At 56.1% G+C, this 22249-nt stretch carries 17 protein-coding genes; 9 read left to right on the top strand and 8 right to left on the bottom strand.

The features are described from left to right. Positions 1-252: 252 nt before the first annotated feature. Complete coding sequence (locus ACJJV2_RS10745) at positions 253-1818, bottom strand: DEAD/DEAH box helicase (RefSeq protein WP_131431746.1); 1566 nt, start codon at positions 1816-1818, stop codon at positions 253-255. Continuing rightward, entirely contained in the window at positions 1815-2594 is a 780-nt protein-coding gene (locus ACJJV2_RS10740) for a hypothetical protein (RefSeq protein ID WP_131431747.1), read from the bottom strand. The genes ACJJV2_RS10745 and ACJJV2_RS10740 overlap by 4 nt, the downstream gene beginning before the upstream one ends. A gap of 541 nt (positions 2595-3135) precedes the next feature. On the opposite strand from ACJJV2_RS10740, the gene ACJJV2_RS10735 reads away from it, so the two are divergent. Next, on the top strand, positions 3136-4035 hold the full coding sequence (locus tag ACJJV2_RS10735) for a DMT family transporter (RefSeq protein ID WP_131431748.1): 900 nt from the start codon (positions 3136-3138) through the stop codon (positions 4033-4035). Here ACJJV2_RS10735 and ACJJV2_RS10730 read toward each other — a convergent pair. Genes ACJJV2_RS10730 through ACJJV2_RS10720 form a run of 3 tightly spaced genes read right to left on the bottom strand, consistent with a single transcriptional unit; the run spans position 4013 to position 6940 of the window. Next, positions 4013-4762 (bottom strand): ABC transporter ATP-binding protein, encoded by a 750-nt coding sequence (locus tag ACJJV2_RS10730; RefSeq protein WP_131431749.1) that lies wholly within the window; start codon positions 4760-4762, stop codon positions 4013-4015. The genes ACJJV2_RS10735 and ACJJV2_RS10730 overlap by 23 nt on opposite strands. Continuing rightward, positions 4756-5823, bottom strand: a complete 1068-nt coding sequence (locus tag ACJJV2_RS10725; RefSeq protein ID WP_131431750.1) for an iron ABC transporter permease — start codon at positions 5821-5823, stop codon at positions 4756-4758. The genes ACJJV2_RS10730 and ACJJV2_RS10725 overlap by 7 nt, the downstream gene beginning before the upstream one ends. Then, entirely contained in the window at positions 5816-6940 is a 1125-nt protein-coding gene (locus ACJJV2_RS10720) for an ABC transporter substrate-binding protein (protein WP_131431751.1), read from the bottom strand. The genes ACJJV2_RS10725 and ACJJV2_RS10720 overlap by 8 nt, the downstream gene beginning before the upstream one ends. A 1155-nt stretch (positions 6941-8095) precedes the next feature. Here ACJJV2_RS10720 and ACJJV2_RS10715 point away from each other — a divergent pair. Then, a complete protein-coding gene (locus tag ACJJV2_RS10715; protein WP_131431752.1) occupies positions 8096-8338 on the top strand; it encodes a hypothetical protein in 243 nt (80 codons plus the stop codon). Positions 8339-9394: 1056 nt separating this feature from the next. Here the strand turns inward: ACJJV2_RS10715 and ACJJV2_RS10710 are convergent. Beyond that, entirely contained in the window at positions 9395-9889 is a 495-nt protein-coding gene (locus ACJJV2_RS10710) for a phosphate-starvation-inducible PsiE family protein (RefSeq protein WP_131431753.1), read from the bottom strand. 368 nt (positions 9890-10257) lie between these two features. On the opposite strand from ACJJV2_RS10710, the gene ACJJV2_RS10705 reads away from it, so the two are divergent. Next, positions 10258-10668, top strand: a complete 411-nt coding sequence (locus ACJJV2_RS10705; RefSeq protein ID WP_131431754.1) for a helix-turn-helix domain-containing protein — start codon at positions 10258-10260, stop codon at positions 10666-10668. Positions 10669-11082: 414 nt separating this feature from the next. Continuing rightward, entirely contained in the window at positions 11083-12024 is a 942-nt protein-coding gene (gcvA, locus tag ACJJV2_RS10700) for a transcriptional regulator GcvA (RefSeq protein WP_131431755.1), read from the top strand. A gap of 175 nt (positions 12025-12199) precedes the next feature. Here gcvA and ACJJV2_RS10695 read toward each other — a convergent pair whose 3' ends face one another. Further along, a complete protein-coding gene (locus ACJJV2_RS10695) occupies positions 12200-13195 on the bottom strand; it encodes a helix-turn-helix domain-containing protein (RefSeq protein WP_131431756.1) in 996 nt (331 codons plus the stop codon). A 291-nt stretch (positions 13196-13486) separates the two neighbouring features. On the opposite strand from ACJJV2_RS10695, the gene ACJJV2_RS10690 reads away from it, so the two are divergent. Both ACJJV2_RS10690 and ACJJV2_RS10685 read left to right on the top strand, forming a co-directional pair. Further along, positions 13487-14560 carry a phosphotransferase gene (locus tag ACJJV2_RS10690; protein WP_286173703.1) on the top strand — a complete coding sequence of 358 codons (1074 nt, stop codon included), beginning with the start codon at positions 13487-13489 and terminating at the stop codon, positions 14558-14560. After that, positions 14560-15894: an aspartate aminotransferase family protein gene (locus tag ACJJV2_RS10685; RefSeq protein ID WP_131431758.1), complete on the top strand. Its 1335-nt coding sequence runs from the start codon at positions 14560-14562 to the stop codon at positions 15892-15894. The genes ACJJV2_RS10690 and ACJJV2_RS10685 overlap by 1 nt, the downstream gene beginning before the upstream one ends. Before the next feature lie 396 nt (positions 15895-16290). On the opposite strand, the gene ACJJV2_RS10680 is transcribed toward ACJJV2_RS10685, so the two are convergent. After that, positions 16291-18318, bottom strand: coding sequence for a TonB-dependent receptor domain-containing protein (locus tag ACJJV2_RS10680; protein ID WP_131431759.1), 2028 nt, complete (start codon positions 18316-18318; stop codon positions 16291-16293). Positions 18319-18784: 466 nt separating this feature from the next. Between ACJJV2_RS10680 and ACJJV2_RS10675 the strand changes: the two genes are divergently transcribed. The 3 genes from ACJJV2_RS10675 (at position 18785) to ACJJV2_RS10665 (ending at position 21769) form a co-directional block, all read left to right on the top strand. After that, positions 18785-19555 carry an ABC transporter substrate-binding protein gene (locus ACJJV2_RS10675; protein WP_165873913.1) on the top strand — a complete coding sequence of 257 codons (771 nt, stop codon included), beginning with the start codon at positions 18785-18787 and terminating at the stop codon, positions 19553-19555. A gap of 313 nt (positions 19556-19868) precedes the next feature. Then, complete coding sequence (locus ACJJV2_RS10670) at positions 19869-20318, top strand: DUF417 family protein (RefSeq protein ID WP_405280627.1); 450 nt, start codon at positions 19869-19871, stop codon at positions 20316-20318. Positions 20319-20767: 449 nt separating this feature from the next. Continuing rightward, positions 20768-21769 (top strand): LacI family DNA-binding transcriptional regulator, encoded by a 1002-nt coding sequence (locus ACJJV2_RS10665; protein ID WP_165873914.1) that lies wholly within the window; start codon positions 20768-20770, stop codon positions 21767-21769. The last annotated feature ends 480 nt before the right edge of the window (positions 21770-22249 follow it).

The raw sequence follows: 22249 nt of genomic DNA, 5'->3' as shown, positions 1-22249 counted from the left end.
GTTGGAATGATGGCCGACATGCGCTTGTGAGGCGGCCAACCAATTTCACGCTATCACTCTTCGTAAATCAGCCAACCCGAAATGCATGCCTCAGAAGGCATGGAAAGTCGAGAGTCACGCATGCTTAGGGTCATTGGAGGGATACCACTAGCAAGTGAATGATATGTGTGTGTTATCTCTGGTGTGGGGCTGAAAAAAAGTGAAATCATCTGCCTGGTCGTGCAGGCGGTGCAGCCGAATCGCTGCCTGTGGTCAGAGCGATACCAGGCGCGCCAAGAAGGCGTTGGAGAACGCCACATCATTTGCCAGATCGAGAGTTATCTCTCGTATTCCCTCTGACAGGCTCACACACTCACTCATGGGGGCCTGAGCATGTAGCGCGCCATTCATTTCAATCGTGGGGAGTTCACCGCTTGTGCCAGGATCGTTGGAGCCTATCGAATCATTGGCTGGATAGACGTTTGGGGCGGGTACTGTCGGGTAAGAGAAGGGATCCAGTTGGATCGCAGCATGCTCGTCGGGCAAGTCGTCAAACAGCCGGTAGGCGTAGTGCCGTAACGTGCTTTCGTTGAGCGCATAGAAATAGCACGCATCATCCTGTGCATGTCGACGCCGAATGATTCGGCCCAGTACCTGGCGAAAATACTGCTCGGTTCTGACGTGGCTGAGGTAGCAACATACTTGCAGGCGGGGAATGTCGATCCCTTCACTGACCATGTTGACAGAGACAACCCACGAGGTATGGCCGTAGCGAAACGCCTCAAGTCGTGCGTGCGCTCCTTCCGTCTGGCTGGTTACTAGGCACACCGTCTGCCCCATCTGTTTCAGACAATCGGCGATGTCTTCTGCATGAGAAATATTGGATGCCACCACCAATCCTGCGGCGGTCGGGTCTTTCTCCTGAAGCTGTCGCAAGCGTTGGCAGCTGATGTCCAGCAAATGCTGCTGAGGCCCCGGGTGACGCAGCAAGGCGGCGTAATGCACCCCGGGATGACGTAACAAGGCCGGGATGCTTTGGTAATACAGTGTCTCACGCTGCGCCTGCTGTTCTGCCACCAGGCGTATGTCGTCGTTATCTATCAGGTATATCTGGGGAGTACGGCAGACATCATCCTGGATGGCATCACGCAGGGGATAAGTGAAGTCTGGGATCAGCGCGAGGCGGTCACTGTCAGCCGATGTCAGTGTTGGCACCGCTTGCTCGGATGTCGTGGCGACTTCATGACTCGGCGCCATATAACGCAGCATGGGGAGACAGCTGCCATCAGTGCGCCAAGGAGTGCCTGACAAGGCGAGGGTAAAGCGAACATCGCGCTCCAATGCCAAGAGCGCCAATCCCCACTGATTGGCGCCGGTGGCTGCCGAGCTGGTGTAGGCGTTTTTTGCGGCGCATGCTGTTGCGCCGGCGGCATGGTGGCTTTCGTCCCAGACCAGCAGGACACGTCCTTGGCGACAGAGTTGCTTGAGCTCCTCCAGGCGGAAGCTGAGCGCTTGATAGGTCAGTGCGATACCGACATCCCCCAGCCGGCCCTGCATGGGGCGCCCCAGAATTTGCGAAAACGTCTCACGTGCACGCTCTACCACGGCGGAGGTGGGGCCGAGATAGATGACGTGCTCAATGCTCCCGTTGAGAATCAGCTCCTCAGTCAGGACGGCTGCCATCAGCATCTTGCCTGCACCCGGGGTGGCCTGGCACAGGAAATGGGGCTGCTGATCCGAAAGGCGTTGAAGCGCTGTCTCAATACAACGCGCTTGCCAGGCTCTGAGTGTCGGGCTTGTCAGAGAGGGCAGTAATCGATTGATCTGACGCGGCGTCATAATGCACCTCCAGCATGGCGTTTTGCAGAGAGCGCTAGCACGGCGGATAGTTGTCCCTGAAGTTCACAGGCGCGCTGAATCGCATCTTCCTGAAGTGGAACGATGTCGGATTTCGCTTCTGGATAGTTCTTTGCCAACTGATAGAGGTGCTCGGCTTCCGCCTTCGCGGCCCGCATGGATTTTTTCAAGACTCGACGTTGTTCCTGCAGTGCTTCATCGAGTGACAGGTGCGATGTGTCATCGGTTTTCGACGTGGCGATATCCTGCCGATTACTTGGCAGTGAGGTGCCATTAGGGCCCTCCGAAGTGCTATCGATGAGTTGATAGACGCGACGACGCTTGCCGATGGTGTCGGATTGCACAACGTGACCATCAATGACTAGGCGGTCGATCAGGTCACCGACACGCTGCAGGACAATAATGGGCTTGTAGCCCGCCAACTCTGGGTGTTTCATCAGCTCGTTACGGCAGCTGACTTTTGTGAAATGGGTCGGCTTATCCTTCAGTACTTGAAGCCACTGTTGGAAGTGCTGTTTGATCAGCTGTCCTCGCCGATAAGCTGCCGCAGTCGAGGAATCTTGGAAAGTTGAAGAGCTCGGGGTGTGAGGGGGAGGAGAGCGATGTTGACTTTCTGAAATGGCAGCAGATGACGAGTCATCAGGTGACGCTGAAGTCTCAGGCGTCTTGGTAGACCCAGCTATTGTCTTGCCCGTAGCAGAGGGCACATGAGGAGTAGATGAGGGTGTTGGTGTGGTGTGAGAAGAATTCGAGGTCATGACAGCACCTCGCTGCAGTCGCAAGCGATACGTGCACGACAGTCTTGGGAAGGGGGATCGGGATAGCCGCCATAGGGGGTGGGCAGATCGGGGCTACGCGGAGATGCCGTAGTCTGAATGACCATGGTTGAAGCTCCTTGGATATGGGAGCCGCTCCCGCTGTCGCCAAACAGTGATGGGGGCGGCCGTACACGGGTTGGCGAACCGGCATCCAAGAAACCGGCAGACCCGGAGGTCTCCCGCGCACGACCGCCATAACGCATGGCAGCCACAAAAAAAGCGCCAACCATGGTCTGGGGCGCTTGTGCGCCTTGGATGATTTCGAGTCGCCAAACCCGACCGAGGATTTTGCCTCGATAAACCAAATCTAGCAGATGAAAGAGAGGTCGTAAATATCACCCAGCGGGAAAAGAGGCGTCTATTCGAAGTTGTCCTCAATATCGCGAAAATTCGCCTCTGGCGTGGCACGTTGTCATGGCATTCGATCGAGGGAATCGGGAGAATGCTGCCTTTCTTTCAGCCGCGTAGCGAATCGACAGTCATGACGGAGTTGGTGGATCGGCCCTTGGCCGGAATTGTTCTCAGGTTGCTGTCCGGTGTGTTGTTCACCGGCATGATGGTGTGTGTGAAGGCGGTCAGCGAGGCGGTGGAAGTGGGGCAGACGGTGTTCTTTCGTTCGGCCTTTGCCTTGATTCCGATCATGATCTTCATGATGTGGCGCAAGGAGTTCCCGCGTGGTCTGGCGACCCGTCGACCGGGAGGGCATCTGCTGCGCTCCGGTTTTGGTGCGGCCGCGATGTTTGCCTCCTTTGCGGCGGTTGCCTTGCTGCCCATTTCGGAGGCGACGCTACTGGCACAGCTGACCCCGGTCATGATGGCCGTGGGCGGTGTGATATTGCTGGGGGAGCGGTTCAGTCGCCAGCGGGCGTTGGCGCTGGGGTTGGCCTTGGCGGGAGTATTGGTGCTGATTCTGCCGTCGCTGAACCTCGAGAGCAGTACCGGCAATGTGACCGGCTACGTGCTGGGGGTACTCTCGGCACTGCTGACGACTGGTGCGTTGCTGACGGTGAGGCGTATCTCGCGTACCGAGACGGCCGGGGCGATCGCCTTCTACTTCATCCTGGTCTCGGCCTTGGCAGGCCTGGCAACGCTACCGATGGGGTGGGCGCCGCTTTCCCAGGAGGCGTTGGGACTGTTGGTGCTGTCGGGATTGTTCGGGGGTGCCGCGCATATCTGCATGACACTGGCATTGCGTTACGCTGAGGCGTCCCGCCTGGCACCCTTCGAGTATGTCGCGTTGCTCTGGCCGATTCTGGCGGACCTGCTGATCTTCCATGCTCCCATCTCGAGCGGCTTCCTGTTTGCCCTGCCCCTGATGCTGGCAGGAGCAGGGCTGGCCGCCTTCGAAGGGCGTCAGATCAAATGGCCTCTTCGACGATGAGCTGTGGCTGCCCTTGGGAGCAGGGCTCGATGCGGGCAGCCACGCGATAGACCTCTCGCAGCCGCTCCGGAGTGACCACCTCAGCGGTCGGGCCGCTGGCGATGAGGCGGCCGTTCTGAAGCAGCATGGCCTGGTCCGTGAAGCGCAGTGCCTGGCCCAGGTCGTGCAAGGCGGCAATGATCAGCATGCCTCGCTCGCGGGCGAGGCGGCGCAGAATGGTCAACAGCTGCAGCTGACGGTGCAGATCCAGTGCGGAGGTTGGCTCATCCAGCAGCAGGATCTCCGGTGACTGCACCAGCGCCTGGGCGGCACCCACCAACTGGCGCTGCCCCCCGCTCAGATCACCTATATCCCGCTCGCCAAGCGCGCTGATTCCCAGATCGTCCAGCGCGCGCTCCACCTCGGCCATGTCCTCAGGCTGAACCTTCAGGCTGCGCCCCTGCATGCGCGCCAGTAGTACCGATTCATAGACCGTCAGCACGGCATTGACGCCGGTGTCCTGTGGCATGTAGCCGATGGGGCGCTGACGAGTCGCGCCCTCGACGCGTGCCTCCCCACCGCCGTCGATCAACCCGAGGATACGCCGGAACAAGGTCGACTTGCCGGCGGCGTTGGGCCCCAGCAAGGCCACCACCTGGCCCCCTTCAAAGCAGGGCGTCGTGACCTCCGCCAGAATCTGGCGGCGACCATAGTGGGCGGACAAGCGATCAAGTGTGAGCGTTACCATGAGGATGACTTCTGTCGCAGGATGAGGAACAGGAAGAAGGGAATGCCGACCAGTGAGGTGATGATACCGATCGGGATCACCGTCCCCGGCAGGATGATCTTCGATAGCACCGAGCCGATCGAGAGAATCAGCGCCCCGCACAGGGCAGAGCCGGGTACGAAGAAGCGTTGGTCTTCCCCCAGCAGCAGTCGCGCGATGTGAGGCCCTACCAGACCGATGAAGCCGATGGTGCCAACGAAGGCCACGGCAATGGCAGCCAGTAGCGAGACCAGCACCAGCACTTCCAGGCGCAGCGCCTTGGGCTTGACGCCCATGCTTTCCGCCTTGGTGTCTCCCAGACGCATGGCCGTCAGTGCCCAGCCATGACGTGCCAGCAGCGGCAGCACGATCGCCAGAACGCCGAGTGAGACCCAGAACTTGGGCCAGGTGGCCTTGGTCAGGCTGCCCATGGTCCAGAAGACCACGGCGGCCACGGCTTGCTGGCTGGCGAAGAACTGGATCAGGGCCATCAGCGAATTGAAGATGAAGACCATGGCAATGCCGAGCAGCACGATGGTCTCGATCGTCACACCACGCTTCATGCTCAAGGCGTGGATGAAGAAGGCCGTGATCATGGCCATGACGAACGCATTGATCGGCACGACATAGTCGAGGGCCGCCGGGATGATCGCGACACCGAAGGCGAGTCCCAATGCTGCACCAAAGCTTGCGCCTGCCGAGATGCCCAGAGTGAAGGGGCTTGCTAGGGGGTTGCTCAGGATGGTCTGCATCTGGGCGCCAGCCACCGACAGGCTGGCACCGACCACAAGCGCCATCAGCGCGACGGGCATGCGGATCTCCCACAGGATGACACGCACCTGATTACTGACGGAGTCCGGTGAGATCAGTGCCGCGATGACCTCGTCGAGAGGGAAGCGTGCCGGACCGAGCGATAGATCCAGACACAGGCTCACTAACAGTGCCAACCCCAGTGACACTAGAATCAGCTGCCGCTTGACCACTGAGGCGCGGTAGTGACTCCCCCCTTGCGAGAGGGGAGTGGAAGAGGTGACATCATTCATCTTTCAGCGATACCCAGTAGCCAGGTGCATAGTCCACGGGCAGGAAGCGTTCGTGCAGCTCCTGCATGGTGGCTTCCGGGTCAAGATCGGCAAATAGCTCCGGGTGGAACCACTTGGCCATTTTCTGAACCGCCACGAAGTAGTAGGGGCTGTTGTAGAACTGATGCCAGATGGCGTGGAAGTTGGCGTCGTCGACGGCTTGAATGCCCGTCATGGCGGTGCGCTGAGTCAGAGCCTGAAGCTTCTCGCGAGCGAGACCCTGATCGGCCCCCGGGCCGACACCGACCCACTTGCCGCCCGGCACATAGGCATTCCAGCTCCCCCCTGTCACGACGACATGCTCAGGATTGGCGGCGATGATCTGCTCGGGGTTCAGGGTGCCGAAGGTGGAGGGAATGATGCCTTCGGCAATGTTGTGGCCGCCGGCCAGATCAACGTATTCGCCGAAGTTGCCCGGCCCGAAACTCATGCAGCAGTCGTCGGAGTAACCGCCGGCGCGGTCAATGAAGACGTCAGGGCGCTGTGGGTCTTGCTTCGCGATGACATCGGTGATGCGTGCCATCTGCTCTTCGGTGTAGGCGATGAACGCCTCCGCCTTGTCTTCCTTGCCCAGCAACTGGCCCATCAGCCGCATGGAAGGCGTGGTGTTCTCGAGTGGATCCTCGCGGAAGTCGACATAGACGATCGGGATGTCCAGCTGTGCCAGCTTGTCGTCATAGGCTGCGTCCTCGGTTGCCTGACGGGCTTCCAGATTCATCAGCACCACATCCGGCTTCAGGGCTGCTGCCTGCTCGACATCGAAGGTGCCATCCTTAAAGCCGCCGAAGGTCGGAATCTTCTCGAGTTCGGGGAAGCGCTTGGCATAGTGGGCGTAGTTGTCCGGATCGGCTTGAGAGAAGTCCTCACGCCAGCCTACTACCTTGTCGAAGGGAGCCTCGGGCTCCAGTGCGCCCAGCAGATAGACCTGGCGGCCTTCACCGAGAATCATGCGCTTCACGGGAGCATCGACGGTAACCTGACGGCCAGCGATGTCGGTCAAAGTGATGGCTTCGGCAGAGACGCTGCTGCTGACTGCTAGTAACAGGCCGCAGGTGGCCGTGGTGAGAAAGGGCTTCATGGTGTGCTCGTTGAGAAGTGGAGGGACAGCGATAGCGATGGGGAGATGCTGACTTTTGCACAGGAGTTCACATCACCAGCAGTTGCATATCATTATCATCAGCGTTGCGATTATGAAGTAATTCCCGGGGAGCGTCGATACGGCTCAATGACGTGTATTCGCAGTCAAGTCGTACCTATCAGATTCCACTCTAGGGGAGCGCCATTGGGCGAATTTGGTGGGACGCAGAAGGGGGGAGGTTGGGGGAAAATACCCAGAGAGCGCTCAAGGTATTGGAAGGGAAGACGGTAGTTGTGCGAGTTCTTGTTGTGTGTGTTCGCGGGTGGGGTGAGAGAAGAGCGTCGAGTGGCCAGCGGGCTTAGTGTCTTGTTAGCGAGCGGCCAATATCCGTTAGACGCTGCAGCGTGGGGCTTTGATAGCCCTCGCGATATGGTCTGGAAACTGTGGGGAGCATTCACTGGCAATACCGGCGAGGCATTGACGCTAGAGATCGTCGCTGACTTCTAGCCCTGGGATCTCTTGAAACGACGTCATGGCATCAAGATTTGCCGGGCTTGCTGTGAAGGACGTAGTCCTCGAGAACATCGCTTTGGGGGCTGGCCGCCTTAGGACGGAATAAGCGGCCCATCTTTGCACGGTAGTGATGGCGATATGCTCATGAGCCCGAACGAAGTAGCTAGACCCTTCTACGGTTGAGGTCGTGTCTTCGCATCTGAGGCCCGGGTGCCCTACAAGCTACACCCGACAAACCGACATCATGCAAGGAAGGGTGAGCATACACAGCGATGCATTTGGCATGCCATTCAGGCCTAGGTCTGCTGCTACTAAGCTGTTAAGTCACTTGGCGTGTCTGCTGTTCTTTTCATTGTTCGGAGCGGCCACCTATGGGTGACAGTGCATAGAGTAAAGCAGGGTGAGTTGCAGCCGATGACGTTGTGATGTGCTGGCATTGGTATGACTTAGGAGAGTCCCAGCTAGAACAGAGAGGGTGCGCTTTAGTCAGGCGCCATAACAGGCGGTTATCTATGAGAGGATAATTAGAAATATTTCTTATTGACAGAATGCGTTGTTGTATCGTTGAGACATTGACTTCTATCAAGCCTTCCTTTTGATTACGCTATGGTTACAATTTTTTCGTTCAAGAGATTTCTTGCAATGAGTCAACTAACTAGAGAACTTATTGATAATGGCAGGTTAGGTCAACTATCTGCTTTAGGTGAGGCGATAGAGCATGAAATTTGCCAACGTAACATTACGTTTCGAGAAGTCGTTTTGGAATATAGCGCACTTGGACTAAATTACACATTGGCTAAGTCTGCACATATTGAATTTAAAATTGATCAAGAGATTGCAGATTATCACTGTAATAATGTTTGTATAGCCGAATATCTATGTTAGTAGCGAAGAAATGCAATACTGTGTCGTTGTTATGGATGAAATTTGCTAAATCGGTAGTGTTGATGGTGCTCCTGCGAAGACCAGCGTTGTCAGTTGTCGTTCGTTAAATCAATTGCTTGAAGGGAGAGTATAGCCTACTCACTAGTATTGCAATAATTGGTTATAAGTTGAGGTAAGTAAATTGCCCGATGATTTGGCGTAGAAGATTTTTAACTGCTAGCTCTTCAGTGCTTTATAGAAGTTTGAAGTCCTCGAAAAGCCCATTTTAAGGTGAACGCGATGTTTGATGATATAGTGCCACTTGAATACGTGCAGAGAGCAATGAAGGGGAATTTACAGCCCTTAGGTGAAAGTATTTGTATAATGCATGACGATTTAGGGTTATCACTAGATCAGATTGTTTTTGAATGTACATTTGCATCTCTCTCTCGTGACATTGCCGAGCAAGCTTTGGCTGTTGGCCGTGCTAAGCGTGCTGGGAGATGTCTCTCTAGTATGTAGTGTATTAGAGCTAGAGCTGTTTTAAACGAGGCGAATTGCGCTACCTGTCGAGTGGTTGGTATAGGCGAAGGACCTGGTTAGGTAAGGGGCCTAGTCTCATCTATAACGTGCGATTGAAGCTTGAGGAAATCCTGGGTTATTGGTTACATAGAATTCGAAAGTATCAGCCGGATATACAACTCTTTGACCTATCATAGCAAAAGTGCTGTGTCGGGGTACGACGACGCACCCCGCAAGCGTTATCACCATATCATAGCTTTTAGGTGCAATGTTATTGATGCACCGAGCCGTTACTGAGATCCCTTTTTGAAATATCGCTATGTCGCTGAACGTCAGTTGAAGCGAAAGTCTTGCTCAAATTCATTGCGAGGCTTTGTAAGGCATAATGCTATACACGAGAGCTCATCAAATATGCGATGGAATAGACCAAAGGATTCAGTTGTTTGACGCCTGGTAATGAAAATCTATCCCGAAGCTCCCACATAATAATATGCGGATGTTATTCAAGAATTAAAAAGCCAAGTTATTGTATTTCCATTTAATTTAATAAAATCATTATTTTTTATGTGCTACAAGCCAGTAAGCGATCCCTAGAGAGAGTACCACTAAAGCGGTAGCATATACATAATGAGGAGAAATGTTTCCAAAGTCCATGACGATAACTTTTCTCGCGATTGCCATTAGCGCAGTTGCTATTACCAGTTGTAGCGGGAATATATCAGTGCCGAGATAAAGTCTTATATTGACAAATATTTCAATTGCAATTAATACAACCATGAAGGCGCCAAATAGGCGAAATATATCGCTAACTTCCAGTAATAAGATAGGGGGAGACATTAGCTGTTGATATAAAACATAAACTATATCAATGATGCCCCAGAAGATCACTAACACCATAAGCAAGGCGAGTATTTTCACTCCGACTCGAATAATTTTGTGCAACACACATATGAGCGGATCCTCATGCTCTTGGGGAAGCTCCTCATGGATAATATGGTGATTGTTATTGGAAGTGTCAGATGCTTTTAGGTCGTCAGGGGTGTGCTTCATAATAATCCTCCGAAGTCTCATGCCTCCATTCTTATAATGATGGTTAGTAGAGGTAAAGACCTGAGATGCTTTATTTTCCACTTGATGACAACGATAGTTTGAACTAGCCCATGAGTAACGCTTAGCTAGTGTTCACCCTAAAATTAAGGTATACGCCTTCATCGCCATATACGGATGCTTGACCATGAATAAAAATTCAATTCTAGAGTAAATATAGCTATTCTCATTTAAGTGTTATGGATCTAGTTCTCTGGAAGACTGTCGTACCTGGATTCATAGAATAACCGCAGCACTTTGGACCGCATGGTAGAGGCAGGAGGTCCAGCCCCGGTACCCTTCTCGGCTCACCGACCAAAGTGAAGCAGAGTATGGAATACCGACAGCTGACCCAGACCCAACGATACCAGATCCACGCCCGTTATGACTTGAGCATGAGCCAGCGCCAGATCGGCAGGGAGCTGAACCTCCACAGCAGCACGATCAGCCGTGAAATTCGCCGTAACGCCACCGCTGATGGCTATGATCCCGAGCAGGCCCAGACACTCAGTGATCATCGACGCCGCACTGCTACCAAGTGGACAAAGCGCCTTCCAGGCATGATGGCCGCCGTTGCCGGTCGGCTACGTGAGGAGTGGAGCCCACAGCAAATCAGTGGCTTCATGGCGCCCTTGGCCGGCGTCAGCGTCAGTCATCAATGGATCTACTCCTTGATCTGGGACGATAAGGCACGGGGTGGTGACCCTTTGGCGGCATCTCCGTCAGCCCAAACGCCGCAATAAGCACCGCACGCATGCCAAGAGCGCCGGGTTGGGCAAGATTCCCAACAAGTCGAGATCGAGGCCCTGTTGTCTCGATTTGTCGTCAGTGCCGTTACCTGATGCTCCAAGAGGCAAGGACATTGTGTGATGGTGTCGGTCAACGGCACCGGCCCCAGCAAGCGATAATGTCTGGGGCCGGAGAAGGGGAAGAGGGGGAGAGAAGAGTGGTCGGCCATCCGCTTCCGGGCCGTTACTGCTTTCAGGGCTGTCACTACGCTCAAGACTGCGATGGCGCGCTGGAAGGGGGGGGGTATAGCCCGCGGCTTGAAATGGCTGAGGTCATTTGGCCGCGAAGATTTCCTTCGCTTCCTTGTCACGCACTTCCTTCGTCAAACGAGATTAACTAGGCAGTAGGGAAAGAAAAACTTTATCGCAATGACATCGCCCAATCATCTGAATGCCTTGCGTGCCTTCGAAGCGAGCGCCCGCCACAAGAGCTTTGCCGCTGCGGCAGAGGAATTGCACGTGACCCCTGCCGCTGTCGGCCAACTTGTGCGGGGACTGGAGGAGTGGCTGGGTGACTCGCTGTTTCATCGTGCCAGCAGTGGCAAGACACGCCTTGTCCCGACAGAGCTTGCAGAGCAGGCACTACCCGATATCCGTGCCGGATTCGAGAAGTTGTCGCTCGGGGTGGAGCGCCTCAAGGATGGCACTCGGCGTAGCGTATTGACGGTAACGGTCAGCCCCGCCTTTGCCGCCAAATGGCTACTGCCGCGATTGCATCGGTTTCAGACGGCGTGGCCGGACATCGATGTGCATCTGGACACCAATCACAAGCCGGTCGATTTCTCACGGGAGCGGGTGGATATCGGGGTACGCTACGGGCCAGGCAAATGGAGGGGGGTGGTAGCGCAGGAGCTGATGCACGAAGAGGTCTACCCCGTCTGCTCGCCCCAGCTGCTGCGTGACCCCGGAAGCTTGAAGACCCCCGCAGCCCTGTTGGAGGAGACACTGATTCACGACTTGTCCATGGAAGGCTATGACGGCTTTCCGTCATGGAGTGGCTGGTTCAAGAAGGCGGGTCTCACGGATGTCGATTCATCGCGCGGTCTGCAGATCAACAACTCTGCCGCAGTGCTGCAGGCCGCGATCGATGGTCAGGGCATTGCGTTGGCGCGTGGAGTCATGGTGCATGACGACCTTGTCTCGGGGCGCCTGGTCAGGCTGTTTGATGAGGTGATGTGTGCCTCCTCTCTGGCCTATTACGTGATCCACCGGCCCGAGGTCACTCAGGTGGCCAAGGTACAGGCATTTCGGGAATGGTTGCTGGAAGAAGCCGGGCTCAGTTGCCGAATACCTTCCATCCCAGCGTCGTGAATGGCTCTGTGGTCAAGCAAGTCTACCTGGCGGGCCATTAGCCAATGACATCAACGAGCAGGCATCCCGGGAATGGTTACTGGAAGAGGTCAGCTGAGTGTTCAGTTGACGTGGTCGAGTGGGCAGGTCCCCTCGGCTTGCAGCTTGGGCAGTATCGGGGTAGCCATCGCACGCCTCATCCTGCCCGATAACGCGCCTGAGTACTCGAGGGACTCTCACCGAACAGACGGCGATAGTCCCGGGCAAACTGGCCCAGATGATAGAACCCCCAGTCGCTGGCGACCTGACCGATCGTGCTTGTTGACTGAGGATCGCAAAGCCGCCGCCGTACTTGATTGAGTCGGTTGAAGCGGATGAACTGCATCGGACTGAGACCGAGGATGCTGGTAAAGCTGTTGTGCAGTGTCCGCTGACTGACGTGGGCGATACGACAGAGACTCTCGATGCTGACCGGTGCAGGCTCCCCTCGGTTTACATGCTCGCGTACGCGCTCCACTACCTGCCGTCGGTGGTGATAGCTGGGGTAGCGGTCGGTGAGAGGTGTCCACTCCTCAAGAATGGCGGCAACAGCCAGTGACAGGATGCCCTGATGCACCTGAACCTCGAATCCCGGCCCCTGTCGCTTGATCAGGCGGTCCATCAGGAAGGTGACCCCTCGCCGAGTCCCTTGCGTCACCCCGAGTCGCATCGTGTGCTGCGGATCCCCTTCCAATAGCGTCAGTGCCGACTCCCCTGCGACCTCGAGCAGCCAGTCACGCCGCAGCACGAGACAATGGATCGCGAAGGTATCGGGCGTGGTCAGCGCGAAATCCTGCCCACCCGGCTGACACATGATGTCGCCTTTCTCAAGCGCGTAGCCATTGATCCGGCAGGGCTGTCGCTCGGCAGGAATACCGATCCACAGCGAATCCGGCCAGACATGACATTGCTGGTCCAATGCCTGACTGGTGTATTCCTTGAATACCTGCATTCCCGGCAGATGGAGTTCATCGATACGCCCATAGAAGGCGCCCTGACCGTATTGGTCGTAGTGTTGCGACCAGTCGGTCAGGTTGTGCGCCTGCTCATTGACGTCCCATGCCTCCCGTGTGCACTTGCCTGGTGCATGCTCGAAAATCCCGTGCCGCCAGGTGGCATCACTGTCGTCCGTTCGTGATACATCTTCGTGCATTGATCAATCAACTCATTGTTCTTGATGGTGTTTTCAGCTTTGCCGGATGCTGATAACGCATCACCTCACGCTGTCGTTAGTCTGAGTCATGCAACTTTCGCGCACAGCGTCATGCCGTGAGCCAGATCGTGGGTCGTGAGATTGGCCACTGGCTTCTGACCGCAGACGAAGTGTGACACCGAGACCGCAAGATCCCCGGTCTTCCCATGTCAGCGAGGTGGTGAGATGTATACGGAAGCTCTGATAAATCAAACAAGACACGAGTTGGTCACTTGCCTGGAAAAGTGGCACATGGCGGAAACATCGCGGATCTCGCTGCTGACCATGTCAGAGAACGCGACCTTTCTGGCCGAGGATGACGAGGAGGGGCGCAGGATCATCATTCGGGTCCACCGCCCGGACTATCACTGCCGGGAGGAGATCGAGTCCGAGTTGGCCTGGATCGATGACCTGCGCACGACGGCACGGATCAATACGCCTGCCCCGGTCATGACCACAACAGCCAGCCCTGTGCTGAGCATCTCCGCCGGCGGGCAATCCTTGTATGTGGTGGCCTTCGAGCATGTGGTCGGCAGTGAGCCGGATATCGACGAGGGTCTGCCGCAGTGGTTCGAACGGCTGGGCGCGATGACTGCCACGCTGCACGAACACAGCCGTCGCTGGCAGCCGCCGGAAGGCTTCGTGCGCAAGCGCTGGGACATGGAAAGCATGATCTCACCCCGTGGGCTGTGGGGCGATTGGCGAAATGCGCCGCGCATGACGCTGGAAGAGGCCCAGGCCATCAATGCTGCCATCCCCTATCTCAAGTCGGAAATCGCGCTTTATGGCACGGCACCAGAGCAGTTCGGACTGGTCCATGCCGACCTGCGCTTGACCAACCTGCTGGTATCACGGGACAGCATGGCGATCATCGACTTCGATGACTGCGGCTTCTGCTGGTATGCCTATGACTTCGCTGCCGCGATCAGCTTCCACGAGATGGAGCCGAGCGTCCCGCAGCTGCGCGATGCCTGGATCAAGGGGTACCGCTCGGTGGCCGAGTTTTCGGCGGCAGATGAGGCAATGCTGGATACCTTCATCATGCTGCGTCGCATTCTGCTGTGTGCCTGGCTGGCCACGCATCAGGAAAGCAAGGAAGGCAAGACATTGAGTGATGGTTTCAGCCGGGATACGGCCCTCATGGCGCGGCGCTATGTTCAGCAACGAGGGGGCCAGTCACGAGAGGGCCAGCAAGGTGTCGTGCAGACACTGGGCGTGCAGACACCGGGCATGCAGGAACACGACGATCAGGCGGATGTTGATCGGACGAGTACTGTTCGGACAGGTACAGATCGGACAATCAATGACAAGGTGAGGATGGCGTGATGGAAAAGGTACGCGGGATTCTGGATCAGAACGCCTTCAGCATGGCGCACATCGACAAGGCAGATGCGCGAATCGGCGCACTGGTACGCAAGCGGCTGGAAACGGTAGGGCCGACGTCCATGCTCTTCTATGAGGAGCCGCTGCACATCGTACGAGGGGAGCGGGTCTGGTTGTTCGATGATCAAGGTAAGCGCTACCTGGATGTCTACAACAATGTGCCGTCCATCGGCCACTGCCATCCTCGCGTGGTCCAGGCGGTCGCCGAACAGATGGGGACCCTCAACGTGCACAACCGCTATCTGCACGAAGGCATCCATCGCTATGCCGAGCGCCTGCTGGACACGCTGCCGCGCACGCTCAATCGACTGGTGATGATGTGTACCGGCAGTGAAAGCAACGACATGGCGCTGAGGCTGGCGCGTGGCTGGACGGGCCGGCAGGGGATCATCGTCACCGAGGCGGCCTATCACGGCAACACGGCCGCCGTGACGGAAGTCTCACCATCCTCCTACAAGCAGGGAACGCCGCCGGATCACGTGCATATCCTGCCGATCTCCCGGATGAGTGAGCAGGCAGACCCGGCCGCCTGGTTCGCCGAGCAGGTGCGGTTCGGCATCGAGCAGCTGGAGGCCCGTGGTCATGGATGTGCGGCACTGCTGGTCGACTCCATCTTCTCGAGCGATGGCATCTATGCAGACCCCGCCGGTTTCCTGAAGCCCGCGGTCGAACTCCTGCAGGCCCGGGGCGGCCTGTTCATCTCCGATGAGGTCCAGCCCGGCTTCGGGCGCACGGGGCAGGGGATGTGGGGCTTCTCGCGCCACGGCGTGATGCCGGATGTGGTGACCATGGGCAAACCGATGGGCAACGGCTTCCCGATGTCCGGGCTGGCGGCACGCGAGGAGTTGCTGGCGGTCCTGAATACCGATGTGGGCTACTTCAATACCTTCGGCGGCTCACCGGTCGCCGTGGCGGCGGGCACGGCGGTGCTGGACGTGATCGACGAGGAAGACCTGATGGCCAATGCCACACGTCAAGGCGAGTACTTCAAGCGACAGCTCCGAGATATTCAGGCACGTTTCGAGGAGGTGAGCGATGTACGAGGCGCCGGGCTGTTCCTGGGATTGGATCTCTGTGACCCGACGCGTGACGGAGCGCCGGACGCCCAGCGCACCACGGCGTTGATCAACGACCTCAAGCGCAATGGCGTGTTGATCGGCGGGGCCGGCAAGTCCGGAAGTACCTTGAAGATACGCCCGCCACTGTGCATCGAGCGCTCGGAAGCCGACCTCTTCCTGGACAGGTTCGAGCAATCCTTGAGAACAACTGCCAGGTAACCCACTCGCAATACGTCATGGATCATCGATGAATAACTCCGCTTCGGAGCGGCAGGTTGCAATTGATAAGCAGGGTATTGCACTGGCTCGTGCGGTAATGGCTCACGATGTAATTGCTTGAAGGCGTCTGGTGAGACTTTTCGATGAGGTAATATGCGCGTCTTCCTTGGCCTATTACGTGATTCATCGGCCTGGGGGCAACGCTTGCCAAGGTGCAAGTCTTTCGCGAGTGGTTGCTGGAGGAAAGTGGCAGCGAGTCTCGTGGATCTGATGGAAGCTGCTGATGAAGACACCGGCCCCATGACTGACGTCTTGTTTTGAAACCATGAGCTGCAATGCATCAAGGGGAGCCTCGGCTCCCCTTGATGCGTAAGCATGAGTGGATCTGGTCGAGGGTCAGAAGTCCATGGTCAGCCCCAGGTTCAACCGGCGGCCATCCAGCACCACGCCGTAGGTGTCATTGGTGACTTCCTTGTCGGCGATGTTGTAGAGGCCTGCCTTGACGCGAGCGTTCTCGTTCAAGGCATAGACGACACCCACATCGAAGAAGGTATAGCTGGGCGTGCCTTCGCTCATGCTGGTACGTGACAGATAATCACTGGTTTCGCCACGGTAGTTCCCCTGTGCCCATAGATTGAGGTCGTAAGTCGCTTGCCAGTCCAGCCCGACGTTGAGCATATGTTCCGGGACTTTGTTCAAGGGCTCGCCCTTGAACTCACCACTTTTCTGCTCGGAGTCGGTGTAGGTGTAACTGGAACTCAGGTTCACGCTAGGGGTGATGGCATAGTCAAGTGACAGCTCGATCCCCTGCATGACAGCTTCGTCGATGTTGCGGTAGGTGCTGACGAAATAGTAGTCAGTTCCGGCATAGCTGCACTCGCGGAAGGCGGGATCGGAGAAACCTGCATCCGGGCCTTGGCAGAGGCGGTCTTCAGAGATCTTGTCCTTGAACTGGGTGTAGAACAGGGTAGCACCGGCACTGAGCGTCCCTGACTGGTTCTGGAAGACGGTGCCCAGCTCGTAGTTAGTGCTGGTTTCCGGATCCAGCTCCTCGTTACCGATGATGACGGCGCTGCCCCGACCGGTTAGGCGTCCAAAGCCCTCTGTCGCAGCGGATAGGCTTGGCTGACTATAGCCCGTGGAAACCCCGCCCTTGAGTGTCCATTGTGGGTCAAGGCGATAATTGGCATAGACGCGTGGCGAGAGGTGGCCCCCAAACAGTTCATCGTCGTCGTAGCGGACTCCGGTGGTGACGTTGAGATCTTCGGTCAGACTCCATTCCATCTCGACGAATAGCGCGGCAATCCAGCGATCGACGTTGTCGACGGCGCCGGGGACATTTGAGGCCAGTAGACCATTGGTCTCATCGGTCAGCTGCTCGAATTTGTACTGACCGCCGAAGGTCAGCATATGGTCGCCCCAGAAGTACGTAGTCTGGTTGTTGAGCGTGGTGACTTCTTCGCGCTTTTCGTCATCGGAATCCAGCACGTTCTCCGAGATGTCGTGCTGCAGATAGGTGTCCGTGAGGAAGCTGCCGTAACTTCCCTTGTGACCCAGGGTGTAGACGTCCTTGTCATAGCGGTAGCGACTGGTCTCGGAGTCGTCTGCGATGCTCACACCCGCATTGTGAGTATATTCTTTCTTGGATGCGGTATAGCCGAGCGTGAACGCATTGTCCTCATCCGGCGTCAGCGTGAATTCGGCTCCTCCTTGACGTGTGTCGCTGTCGGGCATGCTTTCAGCATTGTCGCTACCGCCCTGGTAATCGCTTTCTTCATAACCGGTCCAGTTTCCGTGGACCTTGAGACCGAGCAAGCCTTCGATGAGCGGCCCGCTGGTATAGAAACTCAGCTGCTGCCCGTCATTGCTGATGTCGTTGAGCGAATGGGTGTATTCCGTCGTGACAGACCCCGACCAATCATCCGCCACCTTCTTGGTGATGATGTTGATGACGCCGCCCATAGCTTGTGAGCCGTACAGCGATGACATCGGCCCGCGAATCACTTCCACTCGCTCGATCATCGAGATCGGGGGGAGGCCAATCTGCTTGCCTTCATCATTGCCATTGGTATTGACGGAGCGGCCAGCCGAGAGAGGGCGGCCGTCGATCATGTAAAGCGTGTAGCTGCTATCCATCCCTCGAATACTGATGTCCTGAGAATTTCCGCCCCCCGTAACATAGACGCCAGGCACATTATCCATGGCATCTGTGATGTCCGTGTACGACTGCTTGTTGAGCTGCTCGCCGGTAATGACCGAGATACTGGCAGGGGCATCCGAGATCACCTGTTCGTAGCCGGAAGCTGTCACCACCACAGGTTCCAACTGGCTGGATTCGTCAGCCTGTACGCCAGCAGGTAGGCAAGCGGCGGCGATACCGATAGCCAAGGCTGATCGAGCAAAGGGGAGTGCGGGGGCTGTCATGTTCCTGGATCCTTGAGGTCGCGATTATGCCGTTATTGAGCCACGAGGTTTTTTAGAGTTGTGGGCCATTGAGTGCTCTGTTGACGTCGACTTCGAGTAGGGAATGCGACAGGCGCTATCGCATCAGTGTCGATCTTTTTCTCGTATTTAAGAAAACAAATGATAAACATTCGTATTTTTTAGTTTAGGTGTGTTTCTTTGCTATCAGAGTTGCGTTTTTCGCAACCCTCGGTGGTGGCAGGGAGTTGCTCATAAATTGCGGGTTGTGCAACGCACAGTTGCATGATTTTGAGTAAACAGCCGTGATATGATTGAGAAATTAAATGATATTAATTATTATTCAATATAGGGGGTGTCGATGAACGTCGCTGGGCTCACCTTGTCTGTCTCTACTCTGTTGTTGGCTGCTTTACCTTTTAGTGCCCAGGCACACGAAGTCGCCGGGGGAGAGCATGGCCCTTCCGTCGTGAGTTTGGACTGGGGCGCTACCGATACGCTGGATGAGTTGGGTTTAGCCGAGCACCTCGTCGGGGTTCCACATCAGTCTGCGCCCGCCTATGTGTCACATCTGGTCAAAGGTCGGTCAGATATCGGCGGGCTCAAGGAGCCTGATGTCGAGGCGATCGCGGGATTGGAGCCGGACCTGATTCTGGTCACCGGTCGTCAATCTGGATCACTTGAGGCGCTCAAGGCTGTGGCGGAGACGCGTGATGTCACTCTCGAAGAAGGCGACTACTTCGAAGCACTGAACAGCAAGGTACTGAGCCTGGCGTCCCCGTATCATGCTGAGGAAAAGGCGCGTGAGCACTTGGCAGCGCTTGAGTCGGATATCGCGACGGCTCGTGAAGGGCTGCCGGAGGATCTCGAGGCACTGGTCGTGATCCATAACGACGGTCGCTACATCCTGAGCCAGGAGCCAGTCGTGACGGAGCTTCTGCAGATCGCTCAGCCTGAGCTGCCGGATTCCGTGGAGCCGGTCAGCCGTGGCAAGCGCACCTTCTACCCGCTGTCACCGGCAAACATCGCCGAGATGGCGCCGGATGAGCTCTATGTGATCGATCGCAGTGCCGCCATCGGTCAGACCCCGATGGATGCTGAGGCGCTGAGAGCCGCGTTGGCCGACGCTGGCGGTGAGACCATTGGCGTTACCGTGCTCTCACCTGGCCTCTGGTATCTCTCCGGCAGCGGCCTGCAGAGCGTGCGGGCCCAGATGAATGAGATTCTCGAAGGACTGTAAGATCACGCTTAGACCACTACCAACACCGCTCTGGCAGTCTGCAGAGCGGTGTTTTTCGTTCTATGCATCGCGTTGCATGCTTTGCGTTGCAGGGTGCGGCCGCTACAGGAACAGATGCGCCCGATACGGGGTCTGACGTTCCTGAGAAGAGAACTAAAACACCCTTCTTTGCATCCGCGCTCTGGGAACTGCCGTATTTCATTGCATCAGTCATGCAGGAAGAATAGCCCTGAAGACATCACTACCGGGGAGCATGATGAACGCTGAGGCCGACAGGTTTCGTGAATCGAGATGAGTGGAGTGAGGATGAGGCATGCAAGGTAATCATCAAGAAATCAAGCAGGGCAGTATCGGCTATTACGTTGGCGTATTCGGTGTTGCGTTGCTCTTGCTATGGCTGGGAGTCTACAAATTCACTCCCACGGAAGCGGGCCTCATTCAGCCGCTGGTCGAGAACCATTTCGCCGTGGGTTGGCTCTATGACGTGATGTCGGTACAAGCGGTATCGAACCTGGTCGGCCTGTCCGAGATCCTTGTCGCTATCGGTATTCTGATTGGGCTCAAGTACAGGAAAGTAGCGTTCTATTCTGGTCTCGCGGCCAGTGCCATATTCTTGACGACACTGAGCTTTCTGTTCACGACCCCCGACGTGTGGAAAGTGACCGATGGCGTATTGATCGCCAACTTCTTCCTGGTAAAGGATATACTTTTCCTGGCGATATCCATCAGCATGATAGAGAGAAATGCCCCAGAAAAGCGTTGATACGCTGAGCGACCTGTTTCGTGGCGGTAGTGAGGTATTCGCACATCCTTCATCCTCGCCAGGTAGCGCTCCAGCGGCTGGAAAATGCAGACTGACTAGGTGGCTCAGGGGCCCGCTGACGATTCAGCGGGCCCTTGGCGTTGCAAGGAGAGAGTCTGTCGTCTATCAGTGCATCATCTATGGATGCCGATCGACGCTGAACAGATTCCAACACGATTTACGATGCTGCGTTGGACCAGGTTATGGAATGGTGTGATTTTTCTCACGCAAAGTATGATCTGATAGGATTATTACTCTAGGAGTGGTTGCTATGCTGGGGCACACGCGGGGCTTCCGTGCGTGTTAACAGAAATCAGGAAAAGTCGCATGGCAAAGTATTGCTAGGCCAGTTATGTAATGCTGATCTTCCAGGGCAGGATATCAAGAAGGCGAAATCCAGGATGAATAGTGTGACACTTGACGATGTAGCAAGACACGCGGGTGTATCGCCGGCGACGGTTTCTCGTTATCTCAATAATCCTGATATCGTTAGCGAGCGCACCAAGCTCAAGATAGAGAAATCAATCTCGATGACTGGCTACGTCCCGCATGCGGCGGCGCGTGCCTTGGCATCCAATAAGTCACGCATGATCGGTGCCATCGTCCCATCATTGGACAACACGCTTTTTGGCCACTCACTTGAAGAGTTTCATCAATATATTTCCAATTCCGGCTATACTATGGTGGCGGCATCGTCGCGCTATGATGTCGATGAAGAGCGTGAGCAGATCATCCAGATGGTGGCGCATGGCGTAGATGCATTGCTGTTAGTAGGCCTGTCACGAGATGACGGCATCTACGACCTTCTCAACGCTAAGGGGATCCCATATGTCATCAACTGGTCAATTGATACGACGTTGAGGCATCCTTGTATCGGCTTCGACAATCATGATGCAGCCAGTAAGGTAACTCAGTATTTGTTGGACTTGGGGCATCGTGACTTTGCGATGATTTCCGGACGACTGGAAGGCAATGATCGCGCCCAGCATCGATTGCAGGGAATACAGGATACCTTGTCATCACATGGAATTGTCATGCCCGATAGCTCTGTCATACAGAGTCCCTTCGGCGTGCAGCATGGCCAGCAGGGGTTTCGAACCCTGATGTCTCGAGACAAGAAGCCAACCGCCATCATTTGTGGCTCGGATCCCTTTGCTTATGGGGCTATCTTCGAAAGTAAGTCCATGGGGATCGACGTGCCGCGCGATGTTTCCATTACCGGCTTTGATGACACTTGGTTGGCAGAGCATTTGGTACCGGCCCTGACGACGTTGCGAACCCCGCAACGGCGAATGGGGGTACTGGCTGCGGAATATCTGGTCGCACGACTGAAGGAGCAGGCGCATCCGGTTCCCGCCTTGCTGGACGTCGAGCTGGTCGTACGCGACTCCTGTGCGCCCCCGCGTTCTTGATCGAGGGGGCAGTTCACTGCAGCAGGTCATTTGTCTCTTGCGCTCCCCATTGCCGCGCTTGCCCGTCACGCGAATGGCTTTCTGACGTCTGACCCTTATTTCACCCCTCAGCCCATGGGGGGAGATATCATTCTCCGGCCATGGCATGTGGCTGGCTGCTTGAACACGCCTCCTGTTTCACTACCTGTCGCCTGGTGCGCTTTTCCTCTGATTTCTCATCTGCCAACACCGTCTGTCGCATTGCGACCCTTCGTCTGGTGCCTCCCCATGGCCCCTTGGGCGATCACGAAGAGGGGACGGCTGTGATTTTTTTCATGCTCCCGTGTTACCAGCCTGCCAATAACTCCGCGATTGCAACCCCTTTTCAGGACTGCCTTTCTTTCATAGGGCGATAGCAATTGCTATGTGCCGAATCCTTGCCAGTTTTTTCCACTGGATAACGAGCTTGGTTGATTCCGCGTTGGACTGGGGTTGGAAGTA

The organism is Cobetia sp. Ld8 (genome assembly GCF_045066615.1).
In the GTDB taxonomy this organism is placed as follows: Bacteria; Pseudomonadota; Gammaproteobacteria; order Pseudomonadales; family Halomonadaceae; genus Cobetia; species Cobetia amphilecti.
This window is presented reverse-complemented; position numbering and strand designations above follow the sequence as displayed.